The 19,584-nt window shown below is 70.7% G+C and carries 14 protein-coding genes; 3 read left to right on the top strand and 11 right to left on the bottom strand.

Annotated elements, in window-relative coordinates; all coding sequences use genetic code 11:
- Window positions 1-163: 163 nt before the first annotated feature.
- The 5 genes from map to V7D28_RS04945 all read right to left on the bottom strand — a co-directional run bounded on the left by map (window position 164) and on the right by V7D28_RS04945 (window position 7,658).
- Window positions 164-985, bottom strand: a complete 822-nt coding sequence (gene map, locus V7D28_RS04965; RefSeq protein WP_333586256.1) for a type I methionyl aminopeptidase — start codon at window positions 983-985, stop codon at window positions 164-166.
- A 148-nt stretch (window positions 986-1,133) separates the two neighbouring features.
- The gene (locus V7D28_RS04960) at window positions 1,134-4,427 is read right to left on the bottom strand and encodes an autotransporter family protein (RefSeq protein ID WP_333586255.1); all 3,294 of its coding nucleotides are present in this window, start codon (window positions 4,425-4,427) and stop codon (window positions 1,134-1,136) included.
- 105 nt (window positions 4,428-4,532) lie between these two features.
- Entirely contained in the window at window positions 4,533-4,832 is a 300-nt protein-coding gene (locus V7D28_RS04955; RefSeq protein WP_333586254.1) for a hypothetical protein, read from the bottom strand.
- A 124-nt stretch (window positions 4,833-4,956) separates the two neighbouring features.
- Complete coding sequence (gene uvrB, locus V7D28_RS04950) at window positions 4,957-7,230, bottom strand: excinuclease ABC subunit UvrB (RefSeq protein WP_333586253.1); 2,274 nt, start codon at window positions 7,228-7,230, stop codon at window positions 4,957-4,959.
- A 248-nt stretch (window positions 7,231-7,478) separates the two neighbouring features.
- Entirely contained in the window at window positions 7,479-7,658 is a 180-nt protein-coding gene (locus V7D28_RS04945; RefSeq protein WP_333586252.1) for a hypothetical protein, read from the bottom strand.
- A gap of 279 nt (window positions 7,659-7,937) precedes the next feature.
- On the opposite strand from V7D28_RS04945, the gene V7D28_RS04940 reads away from it, so the two are divergent.
- The gene (locus V7D28_RS04940; protein ID WP_333586251.1) at window positions 7,938-9,104 is read left to right on the top strand and encodes a cell wall hydrolase; all 1,167 of its coding nucleotides are present in this window, start codon (window positions 7,938-7,940) and stop codon (window positions 9,102-9,104) included.
- A gap of 21 nt (window positions 9,105-9,125) precedes the next feature.
- Here V7D28_RS04940 and V7D28_RS04935 read toward each other — a convergent pair whose 3' ends face one another.
- Window positions 9,126-10,073 carry a GlxA family transcriptional regulator gene (locus V7D28_RS04935; RefSeq protein WP_333586250.1) on the bottom strand — a complete coding sequence of 316 codons (948 nt, stop codon included), beginning with the start codon at window positions 10,071-10,073 and terminating at the stop codon, window positions 9,126-9,128.
- An 80-nt stretch (window positions 10,074-10,153) separates the two neighbouring features.
- Between V7D28_RS04935 and V7D28_RS04930 the strand changes: the two genes are divergently transcribed.
- Window positions 10,154-10,846, top strand: coding sequence for a DJ-1/PfpI family protein (locus V7D28_RS04930; RefSeq protein WP_333586249.1), 693 nt, complete (start codon window positions 10,154-10,156; stop codon window positions 10,844-10,846).
- Window positions 10,847-10,852: 6 nt separating this feature from the next.
- Here the strand turns inward: V7D28_RS04930 and V7D28_RS04925 are convergent, their stop codons facing one another.
- The 5 genes from V7D28_RS04925 to V7D28_RS04905 form a co-directional block, all read right to left on the bottom strand.
- Window positions 10,853-12,514 carry a glycosyltransferase family 4 protein gene (locus tag V7D28_RS04925; protein WP_333586248.1) on the bottom strand — a complete coding sequence of 554 codons (1,662 nt, stop codon included), beginning with the start codon at window positions 12,512-12,514 and terminating at the stop codon, window positions 10,853-10,855.
- 48 nt (window positions 12,515-12,562) lie between these two features.
- A complete protein-coding gene (gene nadC / locus V7D28_RS04920) occupies window positions 12,563-13,408 on the bottom strand; it encodes a carboxylating nicotinate-nucleotide diphosphorylase (protein WP_333586247.1) in 846 nt (281 codons plus the stop codon).
- A complete protein-coding gene (locus tag V7D28_RS04915; protein ID WP_442957893.1) occupies window positions 13,405-14,934 on the bottom strand; it encodes an L-aspartate oxidase in 1,530 nt (509 codons plus the stop codon). The genes nadC and V7D28_RS04915 overlap by 4 nt, the downstream gene beginning before the upstream one ends.
- A complete protein-coding gene (gene nadA, locus V7D28_RS04910) occupies window positions 14,934-16,022 on the bottom strand; it encodes a quinolinate synthase NadA (RefSeq protein WP_333586246.1) in 1,089 nt (362 codons plus the stop codon). Before nadA ends, V7D28_RS04915 begins: the two co-directional genes overlap by 1 nt.
- Before the next feature lie 142 nt (window positions 16,023-16,164).
- Entirely contained in the window at window positions 16,165-18,507 is a 2,343-nt protein-coding gene (locus V7D28_RS04905) for a PAS domain S-box protein (protein ID WP_333586245.1), read from the bottom strand.
- Window positions 18,508-18,676: 169 nt separating this feature from the next.
- On the opposite strand from V7D28_RS04905, the gene V7D28_RS04900 reads away from it, so the two are divergent.
- Window positions 18,677-19,584, top strand: a 908-nt coding sequence (locus V7D28_RS04900) for a cell wall hydrolase (RefSeq protein ID WP_333586244.1), incomplete at its 3' end; no start/stop codon positions are given.

Below are 19,584 nucleotides of genomic sequence, written 5' to 3'. Positions count from 1 at the left end.
CCCGATGGCCCAGATGGTGGGGCTTGACCGCGGCCTGGCCCCACAGCTCAGCCTGCCGGGAGAGGTCTTCGGAGAGGCCGACGGGATCGCTCATGCACCGGAATGTTCCTCATGTGTTCCGGATAGGCAAGAGCCTTCATCATGACGCGAAGCCGGACTGCGATCAGGCCGTCTCGATGGGAGGCTTGAACAGGCCGGCGGGGGAGGCGGTGAAGATCTCCGCCCCGTCGTCGGTCACGCCGATGGAGTGCTCGCACTGGGCCGACAGGGACTTGTCTCGCGTCACCGCGGTCCAGCCGTCGGACAACACCTTCACCGCCGGCTTGCCCAGGTTCACCATGGGTTCGATGGTGAAGAACATGCCGGTCTTCAGCACCTCGCCCGCGCCCTTCTGGCCGAAGTGCAGGATGTTCGGGGCGTCGTGGAAGACCTTGCCCAGGCCATGGCCGCAGAAGTCGCGCACCACCGAGCAGCGCATGGATTCCACATAGGACTGGATGGCGTGGCCGATATCGCCGGTGGTGGCGCCCGGCTTCACCGCCGCGATGCCGCGATCCAGGGCCTCATAGGTGATGTCCACCAGCCGCTTGGCCCGGGCCGAGACGGGGCCGACCCCGTACATGCGGCTGTGGTCGCCGTGCCAGCCGTCGACGATCACGGTGACGTCGATATTGGCGATGTCGCCTTCCCGCAGAATGCGTTCCCCCGGAATACCGTGGCAGACCACGTGATTGACCGAGATGCACACCGTCTTGGCGTAGCCGCGATAGAAGAGACAGGCCGGCAGGGCCCCGTGGTCCAGGATGAACTCCCGCGCCAGCCGGTCGAGCTCGTCGGTCACCACGCCGGGGACCACGTGCGAGGTCAGCATGTCCAGGCACTGGGCGGCCAGGCGGCCGGCCTTGCGCATGCCCTCGAAGCCTTCCGGCCCATGGGTGCGGATCGTGCCGTCGCGGAATTCGGCGTCGAGGACTTCGGTGTTCATGGTCTAGGGACTCCCGGCCCCCGGGGGAGGTTCCCGCCAGACCGGCGGGACGGGAAGCCAGCCCCTATGTCGCAATCCTGGGCGGAAACTTCAACGCCCGCCGCCGCGGGGCCGGGGGAGGAGGTGCGGCGGCGGGCGTCGTGGCGGGTCACCAGGTGAGAGACACCGTGGCGGCCAGGCCATGGCTCTGGGACCGGTCGCTGTGGGCCAGTCGGTAGTCGATCGCCAAGCGGGCGCGCTCGGCCAGCCGGGCCTCCACGCCCGCGCCGATCCGCAGGCCCGTGGCGCCGGGCGCCGCGGCCCGGACCTGGAAGCCTGCGCCGTCCAGCGCCGTGTCGATGCGCGCCGACTCCTCGGCCAGTTCCTGGGTGAGGAAGGCCGAGCCATAGGGCGAGACCTGCCAGCCGGCCATCTCGCCGGTGCGTTGCAGGCGAACCCCAAGGCGGGCCTGGACGGCCTCACGGTCCTGGTCGGCGAAGCTGAGCGCGGTCTGGCCGCCCGTCTCACGCACGGCGTCGCGGTTGATCTGCTCGGCGCCGAGGCCGGCGGCCAGGGTCAGGCGGGTTCCGGCCACGGCGATCTCGCGCCCGGCTTCCAGGTCGGCGAACAGGCTGCGCCCGCCGGCCTTGGCGTGGAGGGCCTCGACCCCGTCGCCAAGAATGACATGACGGGCGATCTTGTGCTGGTCCTGGCTGGCGCCGGCCAGGCCGTGAACATAGGTCGCCCCCTGGCGCCAGGCGCCATAGGCCAGGCCGCGATAGGTGAAGACCTTGGCCTCGCCCAGCCGGCCGCTGTCGGCGGTGGCTTCGCCATAGGCGGCGGCCACGCCGGCGGTCAGGTTGGGGCCGAAGGCGCGGTCGGCGCCGACGACCAGGGTCACGCCCTCGCCGTCATAGCCGTCAGCGTGGACGTCGCCATCCACCTCCCACCGGGCGCCGGAGACCTGGGCCCACAGGCGCTGGTCGGTCTGCGGCGCCTGAAGACGGCTCTGGACCTGGGCCGACAGGTGACGGCCGGTGGCGGCCAGGGCGTCGAGGCCCACGGCGTGCGCCTCGCCCGAGGCCGCGTGCAGGGCCAGGCTGATCTGGCTCGCGTCCAGTCCGGCCAAGCGGGTGGCCAGGGGCGTCGCGCCCGCCGTGGGACGCGCAGCCGGCGCCGGACGCGCCGCATCGACCGCAGCGCCCGCCGCCTGGGCGTTCAGCTTGCCGGCCAGCCGGGCGAAGCGTTCAGGGGTGACCGCCAGGATGATGCTGCCCGGCCGATAGACCACGTCGAACCGGGCGTTGTCGGGCAGGCCTTGCGTGGGCTGGATCAGGCGCTCGAACGCGCCCTGCACCCCGCCCTCGGCGACCACCACTTCGAAGCGATCGCCGATGGACGGCGTGTAGGTGTTGTTGGCCGCCCCGGTGATCCCGCGGGTGACGGGGGAAAGGGTCCCGGCGGCGGTGAAGACCGCGCCGGCGCCGGTCAGCACCACGGTGTCATAGTGGCCCGCCCCGACCCCGGGAGTCGGCCCGTCGATCTCGATCAGCAGGGTCGAGCCGGCGGTCTGGGTCACCGACCCGCTGACCACCAGCCGGCCGGGCGAATTGCCGGGCGAGAGGATGCCGCCGGCGAGAACGTCGCCCACCACATGGCCGCTGCCGCCCAGGACCGCGCCGGGGTCGACCCAGACATTGCCCACGAACTGGTTGTTGAAGCTGAGCTGACCCTGCTGCACGCAGGCGCCGATGGCGCTGCCGCCGGCGGCGACCAGGTTCAGATGGCCTTCGCCCACCTTGGTGAAGCAGGCGTCGCCGCTGATGGAGCCGGTCAGAACCACCTGATGGCCGCCGGTATTGAAGGCGCCGCCGCTGCCCAGGGCCACGAAGTTCTGGGTCAGGGTCATGTCCGAGGCCACGCCGAAGGCGCCGCCGCCGCCGATGATGACAGGCCCGCCTGAAGCGCCCGCCGCCCCGGCCTGGCTCACCACCACCGAGCCGCCCTGGATGTTCAGGCCGGCGATGTCGTTCGCCCCTTGCAGCAACAGGGTCCCGGCGCCCTGCTTGACCAGCATGCCGCCGCCGCCCAGGCCGCCCGTCAGGGTCACCTGATGGCCGGCGGTGTCGAACCCGCCCGTCTGGCCGCCCAGGATCTGGATCGGCGTCGTCAGGGTCTGGGTCTGGGTGATCTGGAGGAAGCCGCCGCCAGAGAGGGTGACCGGCGCACCGCCCAGGGCCTCCGGACCGCTGAGCGCCAGGCCCCCGCCGGAGACGTTGACCCCCGCGAAGCTGTTGGCCCCCGTCAGGGTGAGCAGGCCGCCGCCCACCTTGTTCAGGACCCCGGGACCGGAGAGCGCGCCCGACAGGGTCAGGTCATTCCCGGCGGTGTCCACCGTGCCGCCAGCCGCCAGGATGGTGAAGTTGGAATCCAGCACGCCGGACCCGCCCAGCGTCAGGGTGCCTCCGTCGAAGACCGGGGTCACGCTGCCGGACTTGAGCTGCTCGATCGAATAAGGAGCGGTGGTGTCGATGGTGGTCGGGGGAGGGGGGTTCGATCCGCCGCCGCCGCCGCTGGCGGCCACCGCTGCGGCGATATCCACCCCGAAGATGTAGCGATAGGTCAGGGTGATCCTCGACCCGCTCAGCAGGGCGCCGATGTTGAAGCCCAGGCCGATGGTGTTGTCCCCATTGCCGACATTCGTCCCGGCCAGATAGGAGGCGGTGTCCTGCGTCCAGCCGGTGATGGCCGAATTGTGGGTCGTGGCGTCGTTCGTATAGAGGCCGATGACGTATTTGGAGGCCAGGGCCTCGGCATAGACCACGTCGCTTTCGGGCACGCCCGTGGCGCCGCGCACATTGGTGGTGGCGCTGGAATCCCCTGCGGCCGCCTGGGCGTCCGGGTCGATGAAGCGGGAGAAGGTGAGGTTGCTGAGATCCGTCAGCGCCTCGATCGTGGTGCCGATGTTCAGCTGCTGGCCGTTGGTGTTGAACGCATAGTCGTGGGTGATGTTGAACAGTCCGGCGATGCCGCCGGTCCACACCGCCCGCTGGTCGTAGGTCGACCCCTCGTGCGCGACGCCGTTATAGCTGGTCAGGGTCCCGCTGATCGCCGCCGAACCCAGGCTGCTGTTGTTGTTGGTGTAGGTGAAGGCCGAGGCGCCCGTTCCGCTGATGGTGAAGCCTTCGAACGGGGAGCCGGGGGTCAGATAGTCATAGGCCGGATTGAACGTGCCCGTGCCGGTCCCGTCATAGAGCACGCCCGGCGAGACGGTTCCGCCCACCCCGAGGGTCCCCTTGTTGTTCAGGCCGATCTTCAGATAGTCGCCGGCCAGAATCTCGCTGCCGGCGGGCGCGGCGGCGGCGGGGCCTGCGAACAGGACGGCGGCGGCGAGCGCGGCGATGGAGGCGCCGGCGCCCAGGCGGTGACGGTGGGAAACGCGGGAATAGGACGGCAACAACACGGGAAACCCCTTTCTAGGACTTCCCGCCACCTAAGTTCGGCGTGCTTGTCGGCTCCTTACCTGCGCATGCGACAAGACCGCGCAACCTGGGGCCGTGTCGCGGACTCAGGCTCGCGCCATGATGGCTTCCAGGGCCTGGGCGCGAACCTCCGCTTCCTCGGTCAGCCGCCGGGCGATCTCTCGCACGCCTGGGGGATAGAGCTCGCCGCCGCCGGCGATCTCGGCGCTGAGCCGTTCGACTTCGGCCAGGGCGCCTTCCAGGTCGCGCACATGCTCGGCCACCAGACTCTTGGCCTCAGCCTGAAGCCTGCGGACCCGCTCGCCCACGGCGTCCTTGCTGCTGCTTTTCCGGTCCAGAGCGACGACCTTGCCGTCAGCTCCCGCCGCACCGAAGGACGGTGACATGGATGACCTCTTGTTCTGCTATCCCGGCCCTCGGGCCATTCACTGCAGAGTTAAGTCGGCCACGCGGCGGAAGTTCCGCTCGGTTCCGCGCCCTTGGTCAATTGCGGCGTTTGGGACACAGGGGCTAAACCCGCCCCTTCCGGAACCGCTCCTGCGCTTCGGCCCGCGCCTCGGCCTTGACGCGCTTCACCGCTGAGCGGTCGACGGTTTCGCCTTCGGCCGTCAGGGCTTCGTTGGCGAATTCCAGGTCCATGAGCTTCAGGCGCTTGATCTCGTCGCGCAGGCGCGCGGCGGTTTCGAACTCCAGGTCGGCGGCGGCCTGGCGCATCTTCGCTTCCAGGTCGCGCAGCGTGGCCTTGAAGTTGTCGCCCATGAAGGGCTTGGCCTCCTCCGCCAGTTCGGTCCGGACCAGGGGACGGTCCTTCTCGTAGGCGGAGGCGAGGATTTCCTTGATCTGGCTCTTCACGCTCTCGGGCGTGATGCCGTGCTCGAGGTTGTAGGCCTCCTGCTTCTCGCGGCGGCGCTGGGTTTCGGCCATGGCCCGTTCCATGGAGCCGGTGATCTGGTCGGCATAGAGGATCACCCGGCCGTCCACGTTCCGCGCCGCCCGGCCGATGGTCTGGATCAGGGAGGTTTCGGAGCGCAGGAAGCCCTCCTTGTCGGCGTCGAGGATGCCCACCAGCCCCACCTCGGGAATGTCCAGACCCTCGCGCAGCAGGTTGATGCCCACCAGGACGTCGAAGGCGCCCAGGCGCAGGTCGCGGATGATCTCGATGCGCTCGATGGTGTCGATGTCGGAGTGCATGTAGCGGACCTTCAGGCCCTGCTCGTGCATGTACTCCGTCAGGTCCTCGGCCATCTTCTTCGTCAGCACGGTGATCAGGCCGCGATAGCCCCGGGCGATGGTCTGGCGGACCTCGTCGATGACGTCATCCACCTGGGAGAAGCCGTCCTTGGAGACCGGGCGCACCTCCACCGGCGGGTCGATCAGGCCGGTGGGGCGGATCACCTGCTCGACGAAGACGCCGCCGGCGCGCTTCATCTCCCAGTCGCCTGGGGTGGCCGACACATGGACGGTGTCGGGGCGCATGGCGTCCCATTCCTCGAACTTGAGGGGGCGGTTGTCGAGGCAGGAGGGCAGGCGGAATCCGTACTCCGCCAGGGTGAACTTGCGCCGGTAGTCGCCGCGGTACATGCCGCCGATCTGAGGGATGGCCTGGTGGCTCTCGTCCACGAACAGCAGGGCGTTTTCGGGGATGTACTCGAAGAAGGTGGGCGGCGGCTCGCCAGGGCGGCGGCCCGACAGATAGCGGCTGTAGTTCTCGATGCCGGCGCAGGAGCCGGTGGCCTGGATCATCTCCAGGTCGAAGGTGGTGCGCTGCTCCAGGCGTTGGGCCTCCAGCAGCTTGCCGTTGGCCACCAGCCAGTCGAGCCGCTCCTTGAGCTCCTTCTTGATCTCGATGACCGCCTGGTTGAGCGTCGGGCGCGGGGTCACGTGGTGGCTGTTGGCGTAGATCTTGATCCCTTCGAGATCGGCGGTCTTCTTGCCGGTCAGGGGATCGAATTCGCTGATGGATTCCACCTCGTCGCCGAACAGGCTCACGCGCCAGGCGCGGTCCTCATAGTGGGCGGGGAAGATCTCGATGGTGTCGCCGCGGCGGCGGAAGGTCCCGCGCTCGAAGGCCTGATCATTGCGCTTGTACTGCAGGGCCACCAGGTCGGCCATGAGCTGCTTTTCGTCCACCCGCTCACCCGGCGCCAGGGTGAAGGTCATGGCGGTATAGGTCTCCACCGAGCCGATGCCGTAGATGCAGGACACCGAGGCGACCACGATGACGTCGTCGCGCTCCAGGATCGCCCGGGTCGCCGAGTGGCGCATCCGGTCGATCTGCTCGTTAATCGAGGAGTCCTTCTCGATGTAGGTGTCGGTCCGGGGCACATAGGCCTCCGGCTGATAGTAGTCGTAGTAGGAGACGAAGAACTCGACGGCGTTCTCCGGAAAGAAGGCCTTGAACTCGGAATAGAGCTGAGCCGCCAGGGTCTTGTTGGGCGCCAGGATCAGGGCCGGCCGCTGGGTCTCGGCGATCACCTGGGCCATGGTGAAGGTCTTGCCCGAGCCGGTGACCCCCAGCAGGACCTGGTCATGCTCGCGGGCGTTGACGCCCTCAACCAGTTCGCGGATCGCCTGGGGCTGGTCGCCGGCTGGCTGGTAGTCGCTCACCAGCTTGAACCGCTTGCCGCCCTCCGACTTGGACGGCCGGGCCGGGCGGTGGGGCTTCCACAGCATCGGCATGGCGGTGTCGTTGTAATCGAAGGCCGAGGACATGTCGGCCACGCCTGCGGGCGGGGCAGGCGCGTCGAGGGCCGAAGGGGCGGATGCGGTCTTGCTGCGCGGCATGGGGAGAAGTTAGGCGTCGGGGGCCTCCGGCGCCAGCGGCGCTGCTGACACCATGCCGTCAGCAGGCCGCCGTCGCTCGCTCAGGCCGCATCTCAGAACGGCCCCCCGGCGCTGGCCGCCATCAGGCACGTGGCGGCCAGGACGCCCAGGGCGACCAGCAGATGACGCATGGCCCTCTCTCCCCGCAACCTCGCAGGGAGGGGGGATAGAGCCGCCGGCGCCGGGCCGCATGACGCAGACGGACTATGTCACTTGTCGACGGACTTGCTCACCGCCGTGCCGACGGCCGCGCCGGCCGCAGCGCCCACAGGGCCGCCCACCACCGCGCCGGTGATGGCGCCGGTGGCCGCCCGTTCCTCCACATTGTGGCCACAGGCCGCCAGTAGAAGCCCGGCCGAGACGACGCAAACGCCAAGGACCTTACCCATGTTGAATTCTCCCGCATTGGTCATCGCTGAACGGAGCGCCAAGGCAGAGGTTCCGACTCCGCAGCGACCCAGGGCCGCAGGGCCCGCGGGGAGGAAGGGCGGGATGATGGGTTGCGAATCCTTCACGGACGCGTCATAAGCCTCGCCACTTTGTCGTAGACCCGTCCCGATTGTGTGCGGACGGGCTTCGTTTTCGAAGGTTTGACCCGCCAGTTGCGGGCGGCCTTCAGAGCGATGAGTCGGGGGGCTACGCGCCCTCGCCGCACAGGACAGGACGTTTTGCAACATGACAATAAGGTGCGCGCCAATTGGCGTGCCCTGACCGGAGCCGCCCTTGTCGGCTCGGCGGTCGGACTTGCGCTTGGGGGCGCCTATATGGCGGGCGGCATGGCCCGCGCCGCCACCGATCATGAACGCGCTTCCCGCCTCGCCGCTGCGGCGGCGGAAGGATTTTCTGAGCAGGCCCTGCAGGACGCCGCGGCCCGCATGGACCCGGGCGTGCTGCGCGTGGCCCGGCGCCACGATCCCTTCACGGTGGCCGGAGCCGCCGAACGGGATCGCCAGAACGCCATTCTCGTGGCCCGCCTGGAGCGCCAGGCGCCGGCTCGGGGCGAGTCCCTCATGCTGCGCGCCAGCCTGGGGGTGACGCCATCGCCCGCCGCGCCGTTCCGCCTGGGCGGCGCGCTGGAGGCCTCCCGCGAGGTGGAGTGCCTGACCCAGGCCGTCTATTACGAAGCCCGCGGGGAAACCCCCTCCGGTCAGGCGGCCGTCGCTCAGGTGGTCCTGAACCGCGTGCGCCATCCGGCCTTCCCCAAGACCGTCTGCGGCGTCGTCTTCCAGGGGGCCAACAGCCGGGTCTGCCAGTTCAGCTTCGCCTGCAACGGCGCCATGCGCGCCGGCGTCGATCGCGGCGCCTGGCGCCGGGCCGAGCGGGTCGCCCACAAGGCGCTCTCCGGCGAGGTCATGGCCGATGTGGGCAAGGCCACCCACTTCCACACCACCGCCGTGGCGCCGGGCTGGGGCCTGCGCATGGCGCGGGTGACCCAGGTGGGCCAGCACGTCTTCTATCGCTTCCACCGCGATCCGGCCCCCAGCCGCCTGCTGGCGCGGGCCGACCATGTCTCGCCCGAGCAGACCGAGGCCCCCGTCTATGCCCGTCCGCCAGGGGCGACGGGCGAACCGGCCGGCGCTCAACTGGCCGAGCGGACGCCGGTGGACGCCGACTTCCGCCTGACCTCGGCGGTGGTGGACACCCGTCCTGTGGCTGTGCCCCTGGCCAATGCTGATCTGGGGTCCGAGGCCGCCGCTGCGCCCGCCAAGCCGGAGGCCCGGCCTGAGGCGCGCACCGAGGCCGCGCCCAAGCCCGCCGCCAAGCCGGCCAAGCCGGAGGGCGCGACCCAGGTGACGGGTCGCGGCGATGAACCCAAGGCCAAGGCCGCGGTCTGATCGCGAACGTCTGAACCGGGCTCAGGCCACGCTGCGCGCGGCGCGGCGCAGGGCTTGGGGCGGCTGGCCATAGGCCCGCAGGAAGGCGCGGCGCATCCGCTCCGGGTCTCCGAAGCCCACGGCCGAGGCGATCGCCTCGATGCTGGCCGCGCCGTCCTCCAGGGCGGCGCGGGCGGCCTCCACCCGCAGGTGCTCCACCGCCTTGGCCGGGGTCATGCCGGTCTCGGCCGCGAAGGCGCGCGCGAAGTTGCGCGGGCTCATGGCCGCCTGGTCGGCCAGGTCCTCCACGCTCAGGCGCGCGCTCAGGCGTCCCCGCGCCCATTCCATCAGCGGCTCGAACCGGCCCGTGGCGCCGCCGGCCTCCACCAGGGACGAGAACTGTGACTGGCCCCCCGGCCGCCGGCGGGGCACCACCAGCTGCTGGGCGGTGGCCCGCGCGACCGCCTCACCCAGGTCCGCGGCGATGATCGCCAGGGCCAGGTCGATGCCGGCCGTGATCCCCGCCGAGGTCCAGACTGCGCCGTCGCGCACGAAGATGCGGTCCGGCTCCAGCCTCACGGCGGGATAGCGCCGCCGGAAGTCGGTCGACCGGCTCCAGTGGGTGGTGGCCGCCCGCCCGTTCAGCAGGCTCGCCTCCGCCAGCAGGAAGGCGCCGGAGCAGATGCTGGCGGTGCGCTGGGCGCGGCCTGCCGCCGCCCTGATCCAGTCCACCAGCGCCGTGTCATGAATAGCCTGACGTGTCCCATCGCCGCCCGCCACCAGCAGGGTGTCCAGGGGGGCGTCATCGAGGGCCTCGGCCGCCAACCGGACGCCGGACGAGCTTCCCACCAGCCCCGGGACAGGGGCGACCACGCGCAGGCTATAGGCGCCCGGCGCATAGCGGGCGGCGATCTCGAAGGCGGCCAGCGGCCCGCCAGCGTCCAGGATCTGGAAGTCGGGGAAGAGGACGCAGGTGATCCGGTGGGTCATGGCGCAAAAGGTGGGAACTATGTCATTTCAGCCGTAGCTAGGCGCGGTCATGATGCCGGTGTCAATCCACGGAGGTGCCCATGGCCCAGGCCTGCCATATCGTATTTCCCCTCTATGACGGGGTGACCCAGCTCGACTTCACGGCCCCACACCAGTTCTTCAATCGGATGCCTGGGGCTGTGACCACCGTCGCCTCGGTGGGCGGCGCAGATGTTGAGGCCGACGGTTTGGTGTTCACCCGCCTGGCAGATCTCAGCGCTGTGGAGCGCTGCGACGTCCTCTGCGTCCCGGGGGGCCTCGGAACCACCGCGGCCATGCTCGACGAGACCTTCATGGCCGCCATCCGTCGCCTGGGGTGTGAGGCGCGTTATGTCACCTCGGTCTGCACCGGCTCGCTGATCCTGGCGGCGGCGGGGCTGCTGGAGGGGCGGCGCGCGGCCTGCCACTGGGCCTGGCGTGATCTCCTGCCGCTCTTCGGGGTGGAGGTGGACGAGGCGCGGGTCTCCCGCGATGGCCCCGTGATCACCGGCGGCGGCGTCACCGCCGGCCTCGACTTCGCCCTGGTGGCCGGCGCCGAGATCTTCGGCGAGGACGCGGCCCGCGCCGTTCAACTGGGCCTGGAATATTCCCCGTCTCCGCCCTTCGTCGGCGGCCGTCCCGAGGAGGCGCCGCCGCACATCCTCAGCCAGGTTTCGGCGCGCATGGCCCTGGCCGTGGAGGACCGACGCGCCGCCGCCCAGGAAGCGGCCAGACGGCTGCGGGCGCGGGGCTGAAGGGCGTCAGGTCCAGCGCAACACGCCCATCTTGCACAGCCAGACGAGGCCGTAGATCAGTCGGCTGCGGCGGGACCGCGGCTGGGCGCTCAGCAGTTCGCCGAGAGTCATCGCCCCCCGACGGCCGATCTCCTCCGCCACGGGGAGGAGTTCGGCCGCCGACCAGCGGCGGGCCGCAGCGTAGCCGTCCAGGACCGGGGCGCCATGGAAGGCGGGGTGGGTGGAGAGGTCGGCGTCCGGGCACAGGCGCAACCGGGTATCCACGCCGAGCTGCAGGCTCGCGAAGTCGGCGAAGTCGGCGAACGGGTCGCCGTGGACCGGGTTCAGGCGCGGCGTGCCCCGAGCTGCAGTCTTCGGCCGGGCGCTGGCCAGATCCTCGAACAGTCGGCGATAGGCCCTCGCCACCACGGGCCAGTCGAACATGGCCTGGACCCGGGCGCGCCCGGCGGCGCCCATCCTGGCCCGCAGCTCGGGTGAGTCGGCCAGCTCGGCCAGGGCGCGGGCCGCGGCGTCCAGGTCCACGGCGGTGAACTGGGCCAGCTGGCCGACATAGGACTGGTAGGGCTCGGCGCGCAGCAGATGGCGCCGGGCGATGTTGGCGCTGGGCGGTCCCGCCGGCGGGATCAGGGTCGGGGCGAGAAAGCCCTGGACCCCATGCTCGATGGTGTAGCGATAGCCGTCCCAGTCGCTGGCCACCACAGGCAGGCCCGCGGCCATGGCTTCCACCGGCGCCAGGCCGAAGGTCTCCTGGATGTTGTCCACGAGGGACAGGAAGATGTCGGACGCCGCCCACATGTCGGCCAGGGCCTGGGGGTCGTTGCCGTCGATCCAGTGTACGGGGGTCTGCGGGGCGTAGGCGCGGGCCGCCTCTTCGAACATCGCCCGGTGCGACTCCTGGGGGAACCAGCCGGCCAGGGCGAAGGCCAGCGGTCGGCCCCGACGCGCCCCCGCCGCCTCCACGGCGCGGAACATGGGCTGGGGCGCCGCCTTCTCGAAGAAGGACAGCCGCCCCACCCAGAGGATGAGCACGTCGTCCTCGGCCAGGCCGAGCTTGTGGCGGATGGCCGCGCGGGCGGCCGGGCGATCGGCTTGGGCGCGCAGGGCTTCGGCGTCCACGCCCAGGGGCAGCAGGGGAAGCTGCGGCATGGGGCGCTCTCCGCCCCCGAACCGCTCGCCCAGATAGTCCGTCCAGCCCTCGAACATGCGGCGCATGGACGTCTGAACCGCAGGCGAGGTGCAGATGATCGCATCCCATGGGTGGACGGGGGCCAGACTCGCCGCGGCGATCTCCTGGCGGGTCATGGGCGGGGCCAGGGTGTGGATCAGGCCGACCAGGCTGTAGGCCTCGTCCGTGGCCATTTCCCGGCGCGTCCAGGCCAGTTCCGAGAGGTCCGCCTTGCCGCGAAACAGGGTTCCGGCCCGGGCTGCGCGATCCACCTCCAGCAGATGGCCGGACTCGATTCGGGTGCTCAGCGGCGTCCCGCCCGCCAGGCTCTCGCTCAGCGCCTCGGCCGGGCTGACCGGCGCCATCAGCATGTGAAGGGTCTCGAAGCCCCCATGGCGCGCAAGGGCCCGGTAGAGAGCGAGATTGGCCACGTCGCGGCCGAAGGGGTTGGCCCCCAGCGCCAGACCGCCGCCCAGATGATGTATCGCCAGCTCGCCGCCCATGAACCCCCCGGTCGCGGGGCCAAAAAGCCATCGCGCGACGGGCAGATATCAGAGGGCGTCGAGACCGATGTCCAGAGCCGGCGCAGAATGGGTCAGCGCGCCGACGCTGATGACGTCCACGCCCGTCTCGGCGATGGCCCGCACGCTCTCCAGGGTGACGCCGCCGGAGGCTTCCAGCACGGCCTTCCCCTTGGCGGCCGAGACGGCGGCGCGAAGGTCGGCGAGGCAGAAATTGTCCAGCATGACCACGTCGGGGCCGTGCATCAGGGCTTCGTCCAACTGGTCCAGGCGGTCGATCTCCACCTCCACCTTCATCAGGTGGCCGGCGAAGGCCTTGGCCCGGCGGACGGCTTCGCCCACGCCGCCGCAGGCCGCCACATGATTGTCCTTGATGAGGATGGCGTCATCCAGACCGAAGCGATGGTTGACCCCGCCGCCGCAGCGAACGGCGTACTTCTCCAGGTGGCGCAGGCCAGGCGTGGTCTTGCGGGTGTCGACGATGCGCGCCCCCGTGCCCTCCACCGCATCCACATAGGCCCGGGTCAGGGTGGCGACGCCGCAGAGCCGGCCCAGCAGGTTCAGCCCCGTGCGCTCGGCCGACAAGATCGCCCGGGCGTCGCCCTGGGCGCGGGCCAGCACGGCGCCGGGGGTCAGGGGGGCGCCGTCCTCCAGCACGGCTTCGAACCGGGCGTCGGGATCAAGGGCGTGCAGGGCCAGGCGCGCACAGGCGAGGCCTGCGGCCACGCCAGGCTTGCGGGCGGCGAAGGCCACGGAAAGCTGCGCGTCCGGGGCGATGCAGGCCAGGGCGGTGACGTCGCCCGCGCGCCCCAGATCCTCAGCCAGGGCGGCGCGCACCACCGGCTCAATGAGCAGATCGGGAAGGGGGGCGATCATTCAGCGGCCAGGCAGGGCGCAGGCGCCGGGGGCAGGGCGTCCAGGGTCACGAAGGTTCTTTCCGGATGATCAGGCGTCTGCCGGGCATCGGCCCGGTAGTGGGCCCCCAGGCTTTCCCGGCGCGCCAGGGCGCAGGTGACGGTGAGGCGGGCGGCCGTCAGATCGGCCGTGCGCCCGTGGGCCAGCTCCAGCCTGTCCAGCAGACCAAGCGCCTGGCACAGGCCCTCGGCGTCGCGGACCACGCCCACATCGGCGCTCATGGCGAGGCGCAGTTCGGCCAGGGCCGAGGGCGGCAGCAGGGGAGCGGTGATGGTGCGGGCCATGCGAAGCTCGCCCGCCTCCGCCAGAGCGGCCGCCCGGCCGGCGCGGGCGCCGAAGACAGCGGCCTCCAGCAGGGAGTTGGAGGCCAGCCGATTGGCCCCGTGGACGCCGGTGGAGGCGCACTCTCCCGCGGCGAAGAGGCCGGCCAGGCTGGTGGCGCCGGCCGCGTCCGTGACGATGCCCCCCATGTGATAGTGGCAGGCCGGCGCCACGGGGATGGGGGCGGTGCGCGGGTCGACGCCCCCCGACAGACAGGCGGCGAACACGCCGGGAAACGCCTCGGGGAAGTGGTCGCCCACCGCCGCGCGGGCGTCGAGAAAGGCGCCGCGGCCCGCGGCCCGTTCCGCATGGATGGCCCGGGCCACCACGTCGCGGGGGGCCAGCTCGGCCTCGGGATGATAGCGGGCCATGAAGGGCTCGCCGTCGCGATTGATCAGCCGGGCGCCTTCCCCCCGCAGGGCCTCCGTGGCCAGGGGGGCGGGATCGCGGCCGATGTCGATGGCCGTGGGATGGAACTGCACGAACTCAGGATCAGCGATCTGCGCCCCGGCCAGGGCCGCCAGACCCAGGCCTTCGCCCCGCAGCTCGGCGGGCGTGGTGGTGACCGCATAGAGGCCGCCAATGCCCCCGGTGGCCAGGATCACCGCCTGGGCGACGATCTCGGTCAGTCGCCCGCCCTGGTCCACCAGGACGCCCCGGATGCGGCCAGCCTCGTCCTGCAGCAGGCCCCGCAGGCGCTGGCCGGTGCGGACCTCCACATGAGGATGGGCCATGACGGCGGCCGTGACGGCGGCCATGATCGCTCGACCGGCCTGGTCGCCCTTGACGCGGGCCACACGGGCGCGGCTGTGGGCGGCCTCCAGGCTCAGATGGAAGCCGCCCTTGCCATCCTGATCGAAGGGGGCGCCCAGCTGGGCCAGCAGGCGAACGGCCTCCGGGCCTTCCTCGGCCAGCAGGGCCGCACGGGCGGGGTCCACCAGACCCGCGCCCGCCGCCACCGTGTCGGCGGCGTGCAGGGACGGGGCGTCGTCAAAGGCCAGGGCCGCGGCCATGCCGCCCTGCGCCCAGGCCGACGAGCAGCCATGATTGAGCGGGGCCTCGGCCAGCACCATGACCTTGCGCGGGGCAGCGGCCAGGGCGGCCGACAGTCCGGCGAGCCCGGCGCCGACGACCAGGACGCCGTCGTGCCGGATGCGGGGGGCCATCAGATCAGCTCCACATCCACATGGTGGCGCGCCTTGACCAAGTCATAGCGCGCGGGAACCGCCGGCGGCGGCAGGTCGATCATCCGCTGGACGGCCAGGCGCGCGCGCTCGGCGACGGCCGGATCCACCGTGACCTCGAACTGCTCGTGCAGCAGGGCCTCATAGATGTTCTGCAGGCTGATGCGCTTCATGTGCGGGCACAGGTTGCAGGGGCGGACGAACTCGGTGTCCTTGGCGTCCACCGCCACATTGTCGGCCATGGAGCATTCGGTGATCAGCACCACCTGCCGGGGCTTGCGGCTCAGCACATAGTCGTTCATGGCCGCGGTGGAGCCGGCGAAGTCCGACACCTCCAGCACCTCGGCCGGGCATTCCGGGTGCGCCAGGATCTCCGCGCCCGGATAGGCCGCCTTGAGGTCGAGAATGTCCTGGGCGTTGAAGCGCTCATGCACCTCGCAGCGCCCCTGCCAGGCGATGATCTTGACGTCGGTCTGGCGGGCCACATTGCGGGCCAGGAACTCGTCGGGGATCAGGATGACGCGATCGACGCCCCATTCCCGGGCCACGTGCTCCACCACCTGCACCGCATTGGCGCTGGTGCAGCAGACGTCGGTCTCGGCCTTCACGTCGGCGGTGGTGTTCACATAGGTGACCACGGGCAGGCCGGGGAAACGGGCCTTGATCAGGCGCACGTCCTCGCCGGTGATCGAGGAGGCCAGGCTGCACCCGGCGCGCAGGTCCGGGATCAGGACGCGCTTTTCCGGCGAGAGGATCTTCGAGGTCTCAGCCATGAAGTGCACGCCGGCCTGGACGATGATGGCCGCGTCGGACTTGGCCGCTTCCTTGGCCAGGCCCAGGCTGTCGCCCACATAGTCGCCGACCCCGTGGAAGATCTCGGGCGTCATGTAGTTGTGGGCCAGGATGACGGCGTTCTTCTCACGCTTCAGCCGGTTGATCTCGGCGATCAGCGGAGCCTGGAGGCGCCATTCCATGGGCGTGACATGGTTCTTGACCTTCTCCCACAGGGGCAGGGTCAGGGCCTCGACTTCAGGGGTGAAGGCGAGCGGGGCGAAACCGTCAGCGGCCATGGCGTCCTCCTTATGCTCAAAGTGAGCATTTCACCGGCCCAAAGAAAGACGCCTTGGTGAGCGAGGCGTCCTTCCGAATATGCTCACTTGGAGCATAACTCGATTGTCACAGATATAGACCCTTGCGCGGACGATGCAAGTCTCACTCGAAGTCAGCGGCGCCTTGGCCGATCACTTGGGCGACAGCCTTGGCCAGATCCTCACCCACGAAGGGCTTGCGCAACAGGGGCCAAGGGAGGTTCTCGGCGTCCAGCGCCGCTGCGCCGGCATAGCCCGAGCAGAGCAGGATGGGCAAATCCGGCCGCAGGGCCTGGACCGCCCGGGCCAGGTCCACGCCTGACAGGGCGCCGGGCATGACCACGTCGGATATCAAGAGGTCGAAGGCCTCGCCCGCCTCCATCCGGCGCAAGGCCGCCGAGGCCTCGTCGCAACGGCGCACCTCGTGGCCCAGGGCGCGCAGCATCTCCTCGGTCAGGTGGGCGACGTCCGGATCGTCTTCCACCAGCAGTATGGCCAGGCTGCGTGGGCGAACCGCCTCGACAGGGACGCCGGCGGCGGGGGCTTTGGCGGTCGCGCCTTCGGCCAGCGGCAGATAGAGGCGCACGGTGGCCCCACGTCCGGGCGCGCTGTCCACGCTGGCCGAACCCCCGCTCTGGCGCGCGAAGCCATAGGCCTGCGAGAGGCCGAGCCCCGTGCCCTTGCCGACCGCCTTGGTGGTGAAGAAGGGCTCGAAGATTCGGGCGCGGGTTTCGGCGTCCATCCCCACGCCGGTATCCGTCACGCTGACCTGCACATAGCGGCCGGCGGGCGCCCCATCCAGATCGCCTTCACGGGCGTCGATCACCTGGGTTTCGATGCTCACCGCTCCGCCCTGGCTGACCGCGTCGCGGGCGTTGACCACCAGGTTCATCAGGGCCGCGTCGAACTGTCCGCCGTCGATGCGGCACACCGCCTCGCCCGCCTCCAGGCGGAAGGACAGGGGCACCGCATCGCCTGCCGCCCGGCGCAGCAGGGGCTCCCCCTGGGCGATGAGGTCGTCGATCCGGTGCAGCTGGGGCGTCAAAGGCTGGCGTCGGGCGAAGGCCAGGAGCTGGTGGGTCAGCTGTCCGCCGCGCCGCGCCGCGGCCAGGGCCGCCTCGATCATCCGGTCGCGGCGTTCCACATCGTCGGGCCGGCGCTGGGCGAGGTCGAGGGCGCCGATCACCACCGTCAGCAGATTGTTGAAGTCGTGCGCCACCCCGCCGGTCAGCTGGCCCACCGCCTCCAGCTTCTGGGCGTGGCGCAGGGCGGCTTCGGCCTGGTCGCGCTCGGCCAGCGCCGCCTCCACCCGTTCGGCCAGAAGTTCGTTGATCCGCTCCAGATCGGCCTGGGCCTGACGCGCCTCCGTGACATCGAAGGCCACGCCGATGAAACCCCGGAAGCCGCCGTCCGGCGCCAGCCGCGGACGGGAAATGGAATGGAGCCAGCGCCATGCGCCGTCGGCCCGCAGGTAGCGCGCCTCCAGGGTGAAGGGGGCCTGGGAGCTCTCCCCGGCCATCTGTTCGGCCAGGATGCGGTCCAGGTCGTCGGCGTGAAGACGGGTCCGCCAGTCGAAGACGAGGGCGGCCTCGAAGTCATCCCCCAGGAAGTCGCAATAGGCCCGGTTGACGAACTCCCGCCTTCCCCCGGGCTGAGAGACCCACATGAGGATCGGGGCGCTGTCGGCCAGGGCGCGGAAGCGCGCCTCGCTCTCGCGCACCTGGGCCTCGGCGCGGCGCCGCTCTGTGACGTCGATATTGACCCCTACCGCCCGGGCCGGCTCGCCGCCCTGGCCTGGAATGATGTCGCCGCGCGACAGCATCCAGCGCACCTCGCCGTCCGGGCGCACGATGCGATACTCGCTGGGATCGAGCCGGCCGCCGGCCTCGGCCTGGCGCACCATCCTGCGGATCTGGCCGCGATCCTCGGGATGCACCACCGCGGCGAAGTTGGCGATGCTCACCGGCAGATCGGCGGCCAGGCCGAGCGTCTGGTACACCGCCGGCGACCAATGGCCGTGGCCGGTGCTCATGTCGAAGTCCCAGAATCCGACGCCCCCGGCCTCCTGGGCCAGACGCAGACGCCGTTCGCTTTCGGCCAGGGCGAGGCGGGTGTTCTCCTGGACCAGCCGGGCGTCGTCCAGCGCCAGAACCGTGTCGCGCAGCGCGCCGGCCGCCCAGACCGTGGCCGCGCCGGACAGGACATAGAGCAGGTGGAAGGGCGCTGCCGGCCCATCGCCGCCGATGTCGCTGGGCCAGACGAGCCCGAGCAGCAGGGTCGCGAGCAGGGTCGCTGTCCCCCAGCGCCTTCCAGCGAAGACTGTGACGAGGATGAGCGCCGGCAGATTGGTCAGCGACGGGCCATAGCCATGGTCGAACCCCACGATCAGGCCCCGGGCCACCATGGCCGCCGTCCCGGCGCCCACGGCCAGGGCGAGCGCCTGCAGCGGAGGCGGGGCGCGGCGCACCAGTCGCCGCCAGCGAAAACGCGCGCGGCTCAAACCCTGCGCCCCCGGCCAGGCGTGACTTCAGCCCACATTCACCGCCCTCCGGCCCGGCATGAAAAGCGCCCTGGATTCAAGGGCTCTTGTGCAGGATTCGATTCAGTCTGACAGGATCTTACTCTAGAACGCCAGCGTGACCGGTTTGCTCCGACCCTTCCTGTTTCTCTGGATCGCCCTGGGCCTCAGCGGCTGTCTGACCACCTATGACCGGCCGCCGGGCTCCGGCGCCTCGCAGGGTATGGCGCTGGTGGCGCGGGATCTGTCCGATGCGGGGCTGAGGCGGCTCTCCGCCGACATGGACCCGGCCATGCTGGCGCTCGCGCGGCGCCATGATCCGCGGCCCCGGACCGATTACTGGGGACGGGTTCCGGGCTGGTCCACCTACGACATCGCCACCCTGCCGACCCTGGGCTTCGGGACGGCCTTTGACCGGGCGGCGCGGCAGATCAACGCCCTGCGCCCCTTCGCGCCCTTGCCCATCGCCCCCATGGAGCCCTTCGTCCTGCGGGCCTCCGGAGAGGATGGCCGCCAGGCCCGGCGCTGCCTGACCCAGGCCATCTATTACGAGGCGGCTCGCGAGCCCCTGGAGGGCCAGAGGGCGGTGGCCCAGGTGATCCTCAACCGGGTGCGTCATCCCGCCTATCCCGACTCGGTCTGCGGCGTGGTCTTCCAGGGTTCGGCCCGTCGCACGGGCTGCCAGTTCAGCTTCACCTGCGACGGCTCGCTGGCGTTCGCTCCGGACGCCCGCTACTGGGCGCGGGCCGAGGCGGTGGCGCGGGAGGCGCTGGACGGCTTTGTCGAGACCGGCGTGGGTCCGGCCACCCATTATCACGCCGACTATGTGGCGCCTTACTGGGCGCCGACCCTGGTCAAGATGACCCAGGTGGGGGCGCACATCTTCTACCGCTGGACAGGCCCCATGGGCGAACCGCCGGCCTTCACCAGCCGCTATGTGGGACGGGAGCGCGACCTGGGGCCGGCCATTCTCGCCGGCATCGACAGCCGCACCCAGGGGCTGGCCGGGATCGGTCCCCGAGGACC

Source organism: Phenylobacterium sp. (assembly GCF_036723115.1).
Classification (GTDB): domain Bacteria; phylum Pseudomonadota; class Alphaproteobacteria; order Caulobacterales; family Caulobacteraceae; genus Phenylobacterium.
This window is presented reverse-complemented; position numbering and strand designations above follow the sequence as displayed.